We start from the raw sequence: 12903 nt of genomic DNA, 5'->3' as shown, positions 1-12903 counted from the left end.
GGTGGGTGACCGGGGCCCGTCGGCCAAGGCTCAGATCGTCGCCGTGTCGATCACGAACCGGTACCGCACGTCGCTGTTCATCACGCGCTCGTACGCCTCGTTGATCTCGGAGGCGCCGATCAGCTCGATCTCCGCGCCGATGCCGTGCTCGGCGCAGAAGTCCAGCATTTCCTGGGTCTCCGCGATGCCGCCGATCATCGAACCGGCGAGGGTCTTGTTGCCGCCGATGAGGGAGAACAGGTTCAGGGCGATGGGCTCCTCGGGGGCGCCCACGTTCACCAGGGCGCCGCCCGTCTTCAGCAGGCCGAGGTAGGCGCCGAAGTCCAGCGGGGCCGACACCGTGGAGACGATGAGGTCGAAGGAGCCGGCCAGTTCCTCGAACGTCTTCGGGTCGCTGGTCGCGTAGTAGTGGTCGGCGCCCAGCTTCAGGCCGTCGTCCTTCTTGCGCAGGGACTGCGAGAGGACCGTGACCTCGGCGCCGAGCGCGTGCGCGATCTTGACGCCCATGTGACCGAGACCGCCCAGACCGATGACGGCGACCTTCTTGCCGGGGCCCGCGCCCCACTGCTTGAGCGGCGAGTACGTGGTGATGCCGGCGCACAGCAACGGCGCGGCGACGTCCAGGGCCAGGCCGTCGGGGATGCGGACGGTGAAGTTCTCGTCGACGACGACGTGGGTGGAGTAGCCGCCGTAGGTGGGTTCGCCGTCCTTGCCGATGGCGTTGTACGTGCCGACCGAGCCGCCGGTGCAGTGCTGCTCCAGGCCGGCCTTGCAGTTGTCGCACTCACGGCAGGAGTCGACGAGACAGCCGACGCCGACCCGGTCGCCGACCTTGAACCTGGTGACGCCGGAACCGACCTCGGTGACGACGCCCGCGATCTCGTGGCCCGGGACCATCGGGAAGATCGCCTCGCCCCAGCCCTCACGGACCTGGTGGATGTCGGAGTGGCAGATGCCGGCGAACTTGACGTCGATCAGCACGTCGAACTCGCGGACCGCTCGACGCTCGATGGTGGTGCGCTCCAGCGGAGCCTTGGCGGCGGGGGCGGCGTACGCAGCAACAGTGGTCATGCGGAGGGTTCTCCTAGCAAAGGGTTTTCCGTGCCCGGCTGCCTTCCGGCCGGGTACGCCCTCCAGCGTGCCTCACCTGACGGCTTTCACCCAGGCCACGGCTCTGCCTACGTTCGCTGGTCCTACCACTGGCGGGGTCAGGCTGGTGTGCGTACGACCATGAATACTGGACGTATGGACGAACAGCCCGGACAGGACCCCACCGCGGAGAGCGGCGGCTCGCTGGACCAGCGAGCCGAGCTCAGCGAGTTCCTGCGCACCCGGCGGGCCCGGCTGAAGCCGGAGGACGTGGGGCTGCCGGACTTCGGGCGGCACCGCCGGGTACCGGGACTGCGCCGGGAGGAGCTGGCGCAGCTGGCCGGGGTGTCGGTGGCCTACTACACGCGCCTGGAGCAGGGAAACGGGCGGAACGTGTCGGCGGAGGTCCTGGACGCCATCGCCCGCGCGCTCAGGCTGACCGACGCCGAGCACGCCCACCTCACGCACCTGGCGAAGCCCAAGCAGCACAAGAAGAAGCAGACCGCCCGCACCCAGCAGGTGCGGGGCGCGCTGCGGCAGCTGCTGGACACGATGGACGGCATTCCCGGGTACATCGTGGGCCGGCGCTCCGACATCCTCGTCTGGAACCGGATGGCCGCGGCGGTCTTCGGGGACTGGGCGCGGCTGGCGCCCCAGGAGCGGAACTGGGCGCGGATGGTGTTCCTCGAGCCGGACTACCGCGAGCTGTTCGTCGAGTGGGAGCAGAAGGCCACCGACATCGTCAGCTATCTGCGCATGGACGCGGGCTGCCACCCGGACGACCCGCAGCTGTCCGCGCTGGTGGGCGAGCTCTCCGTGAAGAGCGAGGAGTTCAGGCGGCTGTGGGCCACCCACGACGTCAAGGAGAAGAGCCACGGCGTCAAGCGGCTGCACCACCCGCTCGTCGGCCACCTCGAACTCTCCTTCGAGACGTTCAAGCTGGTCGACGATCAGGAGCTGTCCCTGATCACCTACCACGCCGAACCGGGCTCCCCGTCGGCCGAGGCCCTGCGCCTGCTGGCGAGCTGGGGTGCGGACGCGACGCGGGCGGGTGCGCAGTCGTCGACGCCCCCGCTGTGACACGGCGGTTCGGCGGCCGTGGACGTCGTTTCGGCGGCTCAGTCCCGTACGCCCAGATCCTCCCGCATGACCCGCCGCATCGCGCTCAGCCGGGGCTCGGCCGCCTTCAGGTCCAGTAGCGCCTGCTGTGCGCTCTCGCCCTCAAGGGCCCGGCCCCGGTCGAGGCGCTTGGCGACGGCGTCGATGCCCGCGAGCACCTCGTTGAGGGACCGCGAGGCCTCCAGGATCCGCTCCGGCACCACCATCTGTGCCTCGGCGTACCGGTCGCGGTAGTCGCGGCGGGCCTCCTCCAGCTGCTCGCGCTCCTGGTCGCCGTAGACGTCGTCGCGCAGCCGGTGCAGGGCGTCCTTGAGGAGCGTGTGGAACTGCCGGGAGGCCCGGTTCATGGCGGTGTAGGCATCCCGCCGCTCCTCGAACGCCCGGCGCCTGTCCTCCAGTGTGATCTCTTCGGCACGCTGCCGTCGGGTGAGCCGGTGGCTTAGGACGGGCGCGAAGAGGGTGCCGAGAACGCCGACGACGGCGGTGATCGTGGTGGCGAGGGCGTCGGTCATGACGGGATGCTAGTGCCCGGCAGGCAACGTTCGCCGCGGCACTGGTCAACGGCCGACGCCCACTCCCCGTCAGCCCTGGTACGGCGGCGCCGCCCCCCACGTCCACCGCGGTACCGGCTGCTCCGCCGGCGGCTTCGCGTCGGGGCCGGAGAAGTACACGGCCAGCCGGGTGCCCCACTCCACGTAGGCGAGGAACGCCGAGCGGAACTCGGCGTCCGCCGGCAGGTCCGCCTCGTCCGCCGCGTCCTGGATCAGGTTCACCCAGCGGCGGCGCTGCGGCTCGGTGATGCCCCGGCCCATGTGCTTGGCGACCATGTGCCCGTGCCCGCCCTGGCTCTCGGAGTAGGCGGGCGGGCCGCCGAACACCTCGGCGAGCCAGAGGGCGACATGCTCGGCGTGCTCGGGGTCGAGGCCCGCGAAGAGCGGGGCCAGCAGCTCGTCCCGCATCACCTTCTCGTAGAACGCCGACGTCAGCCGCCCGAAGGCCTCCGCACCGCCCGCCCACTCGTACAGCGTGGGGACGGCTGAGCCGGTGCCGCGGACGGTGGTCGGCTTGTAGTGGCGCATCTCCTGGATGCTCGGGATGTACGGCTGGATCTCGGCGAGGAAGTCGGAGAACAGCTCCGACTCGCGGAAGCCTTCCAGGTGGTCCTCGCTCGAGGTCCAGGTGATGCGCAGGATGTAGTGCTCGAAGTCGTCCTCGCAGCGGGCCAGTTCGAAGTCGACGCACTGCGGCGCCGCGGCCAGCAGGGCACCGGCCTTGGTGTAGGCGGACAGGAACTCCGCCGACTGCTCCTCGGGGATGCGGTACCGGATGTACTCGACAGTCTGTGCGGTCATGCGACCACAGAAACACGAGAGGCCTGCCGGAGGCTGTACCTCCGGCAGGCCTTTCGCTCAGCGCTCAATGAGCCGGCGTTCTACTTCCCGTAGTACGCGTTGTAGATCGAGATCGTCGACTTGTTGCCCTTCTTGTCGGCGATCTTGGCGTGGAAGGAGATGGCCTTGCCCTTCGCCGGGTTCTTCGCGGTGATCTTGCCGTTCTTCACGGTGACCTTCTTCCAGGTCTGGCCGTAGTCGTACGACACGTACACCGCGAGCGACTTCAGGTTGGAGCCCTTGGCCGCGCCCTCGACGGTGACCGGGATCGACACCGTCTTGCCCGCCTCGACCTTGCTGTCGAGGCCCGTCTTGGCGTTGAAGCGGACCATGGAGGCCGGCAGCTTGGCCATGTCGCCGGTCGGCTTCTTCGAGCGGAAGGTCCAGCTCGCGTCGATCCGCGTGGAGGCGGCCGCGACCTTGACGCTCCGCTTGACCGAGGTGGTCAGCTTGTACTCGGCGTCGCCGGATGGGACCTTGAACTCCTTCTCGCCGAACAGCGGGTCGTCATGCGTGCCGACCTTCGTGCCGTTGCGGTACAGCGACGTGGTGACCGACGTGAAGTCCGACAGACCGAAGTGGGCCGACGAGTCCGCGAACAGCGGCAGGTCGCCGTAGATGCCGTTGCCCTCGCGGAAGAGCCCGTAGTCCGCGTTCAGGTGCGGGCCGAAGACCGCGGTGTTGAAGGTCTTCGTGTACTTCTTGCCCGCCTTGAAGGTCTGCGGGTCGCCCAGCGTGTAGTACGCGTCGAGGATCGGGTAGCCGTCCGCGTCCTTGCCGGCGTACTGCTCGAAGTCGAAGGTCCACTGGATCTTGTCGGACGTCGAGAGGTACAGCGTGCGGGCACCCGGCAGCTTCTGCTCCACCGGGAGACCGATGACCACGTCCTCGGGGAAGAGACCCCAGGTGACGAGCCCGCCGGACTTGCCGGAGGCGGCCGCACCGAGGTTGTTCCTCACCGTGGCGAGTTCACTCGCCTTGAAGTGCCGGACCTTGTCGCCCTGGATCTTCTTGACCTTGGCGGTGGTGGCCACGTCGTACTCGGCGCTCGCGCCCTTGGTCCACTGGCCGTTCCAGGTCTGGGTGAGACCGGTGGCGGCCTCCGGACCCAGGTGGGCCATCCGCAGGTCGGCGAACTTCTCGAGGCCGACGCCGATGCCGATGCCCGCCGGCTCGAAGAAGTAGTTGCTCATCGCGCCGGTCTGCTTGGCCTGCGCGTCGGGCACCGTGATGTCGGCCGACTTGGTCTTGCGGGCGTCGACCGTCACCGAGGTGTCCTTGGTGACGTTCAGCTTCGGCTGGACCAGCCAGTCGAGTCCGCCCTCCAGGTTCACGAAGTCCTTCGCGATCCAGGCGTCCAGCAGGTAGGTGCCCTTGGGCACCCGCATGGTCGTGGTGCCGGAGGCGGCCACCGGAACCTGGTAGTCACGGCCGTTGCCGAGGCCCGAGTAGCCGAGGAGCAGCGTGTTGTAGCCGTCGGACGGCTGACCGTCCCGGCCGAGGTGCTTGACGGTGACGTCGTACGACTCCACCTCACGGTTGACGGCAGCGGCCGTACGGACGCTCTGGCCACCGCCCGTCGCCGTCACGTACGCGGAGTACGCGCCGTCGAGCGTGCCGCCCAGCTTGGTGTTGACGGTGACGTCCACGGACGCCGTGCCGCCGTTCGCCGGGACGGTCACCTTGGTCGCGCCCAGCTTGAAGAAGCCGGCCGGAGCCGCCGCGCCCTTGGGGTTGGTGGCGGTCGCGGAAAGAGTGAGGGTGACGTCCTTCGTACCGAGGTTGCGGTACGTCAGCTTCTTGGTCTCCGGCTTGTCGTCGGTGTGCGGCCACTGCTGCGTGCCGAAGCTCACCGACACCGGCTCGGCGAAGACGGTCTGCTTGATGGCCTTGTCGACCTGGATACGGCCCGAACCCTGCTGGAACGGGGTGTACTTGCCGCCCTTGGTGGAGGCGGTCAGCGCGCCCTTGAGTTCGGCGTACTTCCAGTCCGGGTGCTGCTGCTTGAGGATCGCGGCGGCACCGGCCACGTGCGGGGTCGCCATCGACGTACCGGAGATGGACAGGTAGCCGGCCGGCTTCTCGCCGACCTCCTGCTCGATCTGGCTGCCCTTGGCGGACGCGGCCGTGATGTCCACGCCGGGGGCGGTGACGTCCGGCTTGATCGCGCCGTCGCCGAGCCGCGGGCCCGTGCTGGAGAAGGCCGCGAGAACGTCCTTGTCGTCGACGGCGCCGACGGTGAGCGCGGCTTCCGCGCTGCCCGGCGAACCGACCGACTCCGGGCCGGAGTTGCCGGCCGCGATCGCGAAGAGGATGCCCTTCTCGGCGGACATCTTGTTGACCGCCGCCTCCAGCGGGTCCTCCTCCGGCGTGTCCATGCCGCCGAGGCTGAGGTTGACGACCTGGGCGCCCTGCTCGGCCGCCCACTCCATGCCGGCGAGGATGCCGGAGTCGTCACCGGAGCCGGTGTCGTCCAGGACCTTGCCGCTGATGATGTCGGCGCCGGGCGCCACACCCTTGTACTTGCCGCCGGACTTGGCACCGGTGCCCGCCGCGATGGACGCGACGTGCGTGCCGTGGCCGACCTTGTCGCTGGTGTCGGCGGCCGGGGTGAAGTTCTTCGCCGCGACGACCTGGTCCTTGAGGTCCGGGTGGGTCGCGTCGACGCCCGTGTCCAGGACGGCGATCTTGACGCCCTTGCCGTCGTAGCCGGCCGACCACGCCTTCGGAGCGCCGATCTGCGGCACGGACTTGTCGAGGCTGGCCTTGCGGACGCCGTCGAGCCAGACGTGCGCGATGCCGGAGGCGGTCTTGTCGCCGTTGGTGACCGCGTCCCACAGGTCCGGCGCGTCCTCGTGCGGGGTCTGCACGGCGTCGGCGTTCAGGGACTCGAGGGTCTGGCGCAGGGTGCCCGCGTCGCGGACGTCGCTCTTGGTGGCGGTCGCGGCTCCCTTGTAGCCGACGATGACCTTCAGGCCGTTCTTCTGGGAGGTGCGGGTCGCCGACTTGTTGAGCTCGGTGATGTCGAAGAGCCGCTGGTCGAGTTTGCCGGTGGCGACCAGCCGGGCCGCGTCGGCCGGAATCACGAGGGTGTGTCCGTCGGCCTTGCGGATCTGGACGGGTATGTGTTCCCGCCCCTTCGCCCGCTCCAGGCCCACGACGCGGCCCTTGGTGTCGACGGAGACGCGGTCACCCGTGATCAGCGTGATGCGGTGGTGGGACGTGAGCTGGGCGGCGCCGGTCGCGCGCTGCTCGGGCTCGGCCGACGCCGGGCTGGTCATGCCCGCCGCCAGGGCCACTGCCGCGGCCGTGGCTATCGTGGCCGCGCATGCTCTTTTCACTTGTCTGCGCAAGTTTCCCCCTTGCAGAAGTACCAGGTGAATTCCCCGTTCACCCGGCCGGGGGTGGTCTCGCACGCATACCCGTGCACCCCCCGGAACTCGCAGTATGCCGGGGGGTGATCAGGCACCTCAATAGACAGACACCTGACAGGAAGGCTCTGTTACACGATCGTCGGGTAAGCGAATGTCTCCGGCCATTTCCGAACTTCGCTGCCACGAGTTCGCGGTTACGACAGGGCGTTCTCCTTCACCGTGATCTTCCCCTTGCGGATCGTGGCAACGCGCGGGGCCTTCTTCGCGATCGAGGAGTCGTGGGTGACCATGATGAAAGTCAGCCCGAGCTCTTTCCACATGGTTTCGAGTACGTCCATGATCTCGTCGCGCATCGACTCGTCGAGGTTTCCGGTGGGTTCGTCGGCCAGCAGCACCTTCGGCTGCTTGACCAGCGCGCGGGCGATGGCGACGCGCTGCTGCTGACCGCCGGACATCTCGCCCGGCAGATGCCCGAGCCGCTCGCCGAGCCCGACCGACCTCAGCGCCTCGGCGGCCCGTTCGCGCCGCTCCTTCCCCTTCACGCCGAGCGGGACGAGCGCGGTCTCGACGTTCTCCTGCGCGGTGAGCGTCGGGATCAGGTTGAAGCTCTGGAAGACGAAGCCGATGTTCTCGCTGCGCACCTTGGTGAGCCGGGCCTCGGACAGCCTGGCCATGTCGGTGCCGTCGAGCACGACTTCGCCGGACGTCGGCCGGTCGAGGCCGCCGAGCATCTGAAGCAGCGTGGACTTGCCGCCGCCGGTGGGGCCTTGAATGACCAGACGGTCACCGTCGCCGATGGTGAGATCCACACCGTCGAGGGCGTCGACGGTTTCCTTGCCTCGGCTGTAGCGCTTGGTGACGCCTTTGAGTTCGTACATGGGGACAACTCCTGGGATGTAAGAGGTCTATGGATCCCGCCGCAGCTGCGGGCAGTCGTGGCGCTGGGGCGATGGGGGGTCCCCTCGCTCGAGCGAAGGCGAGAGTGGTGGAGGGGGCGCAGCGGCACCCCCGCCCGTGCGTAGCTGCGGGCAGTCGTGCCGCTGGGGCGATGGGGGTCCCCCCGCTCGAGCGAAGCCGAGAGTGGGGGAGGGTGGGCGCAGCGGCACCCCGCCGGCGCGGGCAAGCGCACCCACCCTCAGCCCCAGCCGACGTCAGCTACTCAACGCGCCGCAGCGCATCGGCCGGCCGCAGCCGCGAAGCCCGCCAGCCACCGAACGCCCCGGCGATCAGCCCACCCGCCACGGCGAGCCCCACCGCGACACCGATGGTCGTCAGACTGACCGGCGCGGTGAGCGCGACGTCGAGCGTCCGGGCTGCGGCCCGCGGACCTCCGCCGGCACCCCCGAAGCCGCCGCCCCCGAAGCCGCCGCCGCCACCCGAACCGCCGCCCAACTGCGCCTGCAGCGTCGGGCTGACGGCTGTCACGACATACGCGCCCGCCAGCCCCAGCGCGATGCCCAGCGCTCCGCCGACCAGGCCGTTGACCATCGCCTCGCCGACGACTTGGCGGGTCACCCGCCCCGACTTCCAGCCCAGCGCCTTCAGCGTGCCGAACTCGCGCACCCGGCGCGAGACGGCAGAGGAGGTCAGCAGACCGGCGACCAGGAACGCGGCGATGAGCACCGCGATCGACAGCCACTTGCCGACGCTGGTGGCGAGGGAGGAGGCCGTGGAGAGAGAGCCGGACACCGTGTCCGCGAGGTCCGCGGAGGTCGTGACCGTCGTACCGGAGACGTTCTTCTGGATGGCCGACTTGACGCTGTCGATCTTCTGGGAGTCGGTCGCCCGGACGTAGACCGTGGTGACCTTGTCCTTCGAGTCGCTGAGCGTCTGAGCCTGCGTCAGCGGGATGTAGACGTTGGCCGCCGCGTCACCGCTGTCGGCCGTGGCGATGCCGATCACCTTGTACGCGACGCTCTTGATGGTGACGGTGCTGCCGGCCTTGAGCTTCTTCTCCTTGGCGTACGCCGAGTCGACGACGGCCACCTTGGCGTCGGCCTCCGACGACGTGAACGTACGGCCGCTGGTGATCTTCGAGGAGGTCAGGGGGCCGAGGGCCGGCTCGGTGACGTCGGTGCCGTAGACGGAGTAGCTGTTGACGTCGAAGTCGGCGCCACCGCCCTGCACTTCGCCCTGCGGCTGGCCCGTGCCGCCGCCCTGGCCTCCGGGTGCGCCCTGCCGGCCCTCGCCCTCGCCGTTCTGCTGGACCTGGCCGCGGGTGAACTCGCCGTTGACCTGGACGACCTGGAGGCTGAGGCCGCCCACCGCGCCGGAGACGCCGGTCTGCTTGCCGACCTTGGTGACGGTCGCGGTGGAGAGGGTCTCGAAGCCCTGCACCAGGACGCGGTCGGTGCTCTGCTCCGCGCCGGAGTCGTCCTGGGCGTCGAACCGGAAGCGCGGCCGGTCGGAGGCGCTCGCCTGTGGCTGGGCCGCCTTGGTGACGGTCATGTCGGTGCCGAGACCGTAGAGGGACTGGAGGACCTTGTCCTGGGCCCTGCCCATGCCCGAGGACACGGAGGTGACCACGATGACGAGCGCGATACCCAGCGCGAGTCCGGAGGCGACGACGAGGGCCGCTTTTCTGCGGCGGCGCAGCTCGCGCCTCAGGTAGGTGAAGAACATGGCCGAACGGTAGGTACGGCACGTGATGAAGGGATAAGGCTCATATAAAAGGAGCATGAGAAGGCTGTGTCCGGCCCCGAAAACACCGATGCCGCCCCGGGGGGCGGCATCGGAATGCTGTGAACTCCGGGTCGGTCAGGCCTCCGAACCGGCCTTCCAGTCGGCCCAGCTCATGTTCCAGCCGTTCAGACCGTTGTCCGGCGAGACCGTCTTGTCGCCGGTGTTCTGAACGACCACGACGTCACCGATGATCGAGTTGTTGTAGAACCACGCGCCCGGCGTGTTCGGGTCGTCGGCGCCCTTCGTGTCCGACAGGCCCACACAGCCGTGACTGGTGTTCACGCTGCCGAAGATGGACTTGGCGCCCCAGTAGTTGCCGTGCACGAAGGTGCCGGACGTGGTCAGACGCATGGCGTGCGGCACGTCCTTGATGTCGTACTCGCCCTTGCCGTCGTCGTCGGTGAAGCCGACCGTCGCGCCGTTCATCCGGGTCTCCTTGAACTTCTCGGAGATCACCATCTGGCCCTCGTACGTCTTGTTGTCGGGCGCACCGGCGGAGATCGGGATGGTCTTGACGGTCTTGCCGTCCTGCGTGATCTTCATCTGCTTGGTCTTGGCGTCGACGTACGTGACCTGGTTGCGGCCGATCTTGAAGGTGACCGTCTTCTGCTGGACGCCGTAGACACCGGAGGCACCCTCGACACCGTCGAGCGCGAGCTTCAGCGTGACGGTGGAGTTCTCCTGCCAGTAGTCGTCGGGCCGGCAGTCCATGCGGTTGGCGTTGAACCAGTGGCAGACGACTTCCTGGCCGCTGGTCGAGGAGACGGTGATGCCCTTCTGGACGGCCGCCTTGTTGGTGATCGCCTTGTCGAAGTTGATCGACACGGGCATCCCGACGCCGACGGTGGTGCCGTCGTCCGGCGTGAAGTTGCCGATGAAGCTGTTGGTCGGGGAGACCGTGGTGAACGAGGCGTTCTCGTGAGCGACGCGCCCGTCGGCGTCCTTCGCCTCCGCCGTCAGCTTGTAGGTGGTGGACCGCTCCAGCTGGACGCTGGGCTTCCAGCTGGTCTTGTCGGCGGATATCTCGCCACTGACCGCGGTGCCGTCCGCGGTCGTCATCGCCACGTCGGTGAGCGTCCCCTTGCTCACGGTGACGGCGGCGGAGTTGTTGATGGAGGCGTTGTCCGAACCGTCCTTGGGCGTGATCTTGATCTGGGCCTCGGAGGTCTTCTCGGCCGCGGCCTCGTCGACCTTGGCCTGTGAGGTGTCCTTGCCGCCGTCGCTCCCGGAGGCGTCGTCGCCTCCACCGGAACACGCCGAGAGCACCAGCACACCGCCGAGCAGTGCGGACGCGACCGTCAGGCCCCTGCGCCGCCTACTGTTGGTCATCACACGCTTCTCCATCGTTGCCGAATCCCCAAAAACCCGAGAGTCCCCGTCAAGAACCTTCAACGCTACGACCGGTTCGTCCCGTTCCACATTCTTCGAAGGTGTGGGGCACACCACGTTCCCGGAGGCGGGCGGTGCGGGGTTCGGGCCGTGCGCCCCATGAGACGACGAAACCCCGGACAGCGGTTGCCGCCCGGGGTCACAATTTTCCCAAGGAACGTCAGCCGACCCGCTCGTTCTCGTGGTCACCGTCGACTTCGTGGTCGTCCTCGACCTCGCCGTCACCGTCGAATACGCCGTCGTCGCCGTCGTCGTCTTCGTCGTCGTCGACATCATCCTCGTCCAGGCCCCAGTCGGGCGAATCGGGGTCGTGGTCGATCCGCTCGCTGGACCAGGAGGCCTGGGCGAGTTCGACCCCCGGGATCTCGCTGACCAGGTCGAACGGGTCGACGAGATACGCGAGGGCCTCCGCGGTGTCCTCCGTCACAGCGCTCTCGGCGTGTGCCCGTTCGTCGGCCGGCATGTCGGTGTCGTCCGCGATCCGCCCCAGCGCGGCCTCGGTGACCGCTCCCGCGTCGTCGACCTCGAGAATCAGATCGACGCGAAGACGTACATAACGTGATGTCTCTGGAGTGCTCATGCCCGGAGCGTAAGGCTCATCCCTCCCGTGACTTTCCCGTGACCCGCACCTTTCACTAACATCGCCCCACACGGCCAATTCGCCAGCGCCACAAGGGGATCGATATTCCGTGTCACCTGCACGACGTTCGTTGCTGACCGCCACCGCCGCGGGCACCCTTCTGGGCGCCCTGTGGTTCGTCCCCTCCGCCAACGCCACGGGGGACCAGCCGGCCAGAACGGAGCCCTCGGCGCCACCGACGTCGCAGGTCACGACCCAGGCACGGGCCATGTCCACGGACACCAGCAGCACGACCGGGGACACCACCCGGCTCGCCGACACCGGCAGCTTCGACACCACGCCGTACGTCGCCGGCGGGACCCTCTGCCTGGCGCTGGGCGCCGGGTTCGTGGTCTATTCGGTACGCCGGGAACGCCTCGGGTTTTAAACCGGCTTGACGGGTTCTTGAGGAAACCTTCATAGTCCGCTCATGAAGAGATCATCGGGCGCGCGCATAGGCGCCACGGTTGCCGTGAGCGTGCTGTCGCTCGCCCTCATGACGGGCTGCTCCGACGAAGGGTCCGACGACCCCAAGGGCTCCGCGGACTCCGGGGCCTCGTCGTCCTCGTCGCCGACGACGGCCGCGAAGGCGTACAGCGCGGCGGAGCTGGAGAAGCTGCTGCTCGCGCAGGGCGACGTCAAGGGGTACAAGGTCACCTCCGGCGACGACACCCTGCCGAAGTCCAAGAGCGTGCTGAAGAACATCGACAAGGCCGAGTGCGAGCCCGTCGCCTACGCCATGGCCGCGCTGCCGCCGGGCGACACGGACGCGAGCGCGAGCAACACCGTCACCGAGGACGCCCCGACGGACGCCGCCTCCGCGGGCGACTTCGCCGAGGCCTTCAACCTCACCGCGACCTATGTGGGCCTCTCCTCGTACGAGGGTGACGGCGCGGAGAAGGCCTTCAAGGCCGTCTCCGACGGGGTCGCGGCCTGCTCCGGCGGGTTCGGCTTCACCGCCGACGGTACGGACACGAAGATCACCAAGATCTCCACCGAGAAGGCCTCCGGCGCCGGTGACGAGTCGGTGGCGTTCGCCGTGGACTCCGGTGCGGACGGCGAGTCGGGCACCTTCCACACCGAGGTGGTGCGGCACGGCAGCACCATCGCCACGTTCTACTCGGTGAACTTCGCCGCGCTCACGACCGGCAAGGCCTACGACATCCCGGCCGCCGTGATCGACGCGCAGGGCGCCAAGCTCAAGTGACCGACCGGGGCCCCGTCGGTCGGCGGACCGGCG

The 12903-nt window shown here is 68.7% G+C and carries 11 protein-coding genes; 3 read left to right on the top strand and 8 right to left on the bottom strand.

Going from position 1 to position 12903, the window contains the following annotated elements:
• Positions 1 to 30: 30 nt before the first annotated feature.
• Positions 31 to 1071 carry an NAD(P)-dependent alcohol dehydrogenase gene (locus ACZ5XS_RS01250; RefSeq protein ID WP_468647143.1) on the bottom strand — a complete coding sequence of 347 codons (1041 nt, stop codon included), beginning with the start codon at positions 1069 to 1071 and terminating at the stop codon, positions 31 to 33.
• A gap of 174 nt (positions 1072 to 1245) precedes the next feature.
• On the opposite strand from ACZ5XS_RS01250, the gene ACZ5XS_RS01245 reads away from it, so the two are divergent.
• The gene (locus ACZ5XS_RS01245; protein ID WP_468647142.1) at positions 1246 to 2169 is read left to right on the top strand and encodes a helix-turn-helix domain-containing protein; all 924 of its coding nucleotides are present in this window, start codon (positions 1246 to 1248) and stop codon (positions 2167 to 2169) included.
• Positions 2170 to 2207: 38 nt separating this feature from the next.
• On the opposite strand, the gene ACZ5XS_RS01240 is transcribed toward ACZ5XS_RS01245, so the two are convergent.
• The 7 genes from ACZ5XS_RS01240 to ACZ5XS_RS01210 form a co-directional block, all read right to left on the bottom strand.
• Entirely contained in the window at positions 2208 to 2720 is a 513-nt protein-coding gene (locus ACZ5XS_RS01240; protein ID WP_468647141.1) for a hypothetical protein, read from the bottom strand.
• Positions 2721 to 2789: 69 nt separating this feature from the next.
• Positions 2790 to 3560 (bottom strand): globin domain-containing protein, encoded by a 771-nt coding sequence (locus ACZ5XS_RS01235; RefSeq protein WP_468647140.1) that lies wholly within the window; start codon positions 3558 to 3560, stop codon positions 2790 to 2792.
• 80 nt (positions 3561 to 3640) lie between these two features.
• Positions 3641 to 6880, bottom strand: a complete 3240-nt coding sequence (locus ACZ5XS_RS01230) for a S8 family peptidase (RefSeq protein WP_468647504.1) — start codon at positions 6878 to 6880, stop codon at positions 3641 to 3643.
• A gap of 287 nt (positions 6881 to 7167) precedes the next feature.
• Positions 7168 to 7851, bottom strand: coding sequence for an ABC transporter ATP-binding protein (locus ACZ5XS_RS01225; RefSeq protein ID WP_468647139.1), 684 nt, complete (start codon positions 7849 to 7851; stop codon positions 7168 to 7170).
• Positions 7852 to 8128: 277 nt separating this feature from the next.
• Positions 8129 to 9595: an ABC transporter permease gene (locus ACZ5XS_RS01220; RefSeq protein WP_468647138.1), complete on the bottom strand. Its 1467-nt coding sequence runs from the start codon at positions 9593 to 9595 to the stop codon at positions 8129 to 8131.
• A gap of 135 nt (positions 9596 to 9730) precedes the next feature.
• A complete protein-coding gene (locus ACZ5XS_RS01215; protein ID WP_468647137.1) occupies positions 9731 to 10984 on the bottom strand; it encodes a L,D-transpeptidase in 1254 nt (417 codons plus the stop codon).
• 220 nt (positions 10985 to 11204) lie between these two features.
• Positions 11205 to 11624, bottom strand: a complete 420-nt coding sequence (locus ACZ5XS_RS01210; protein ID WP_468647136.1) for a hypothetical protein — start codon at positions 11622 to 11624, stop codon at positions 11205 to 11207.
• A 109-nt stretch (positions 11625 to 11733) separates the two neighbouring features.
• Between ACZ5XS_RS01210 and ACZ5XS_RS01205 the strand changes: the two genes are divergently transcribed.
• On the top strand, positions 11734 to 12051 hold the full coding sequence (locus tag ACZ5XS_RS01205) for an LAETG motif-containing sortase-dependent surface protein (protein ID WP_468647135.1): 318 nt from the start codon (positions 11734 to 11736) through the stop codon (positions 12049 to 12051).
• 42 nt (positions 12052 to 12093) lie between these two features.
• The gene (locus ACZ5XS_RS01200; RefSeq protein WP_468647134.1) at positions 12094 to 12870 is read left to right on the top strand and encodes a hypothetical protein; all 777 of its coding nucleotides are present in this window, start codon (positions 12094 to 12096) and stop codon (positions 12868 to 12870) included.
• Positions 12871 to 12903: the final 33 nt, after the last annotated feature.

Source organism: Streptomyces sp. NPDC033131, from assembly GCF_055578365.1.
This window is presented reverse-complemented; position numbering and strand designations above follow the sequence as displayed.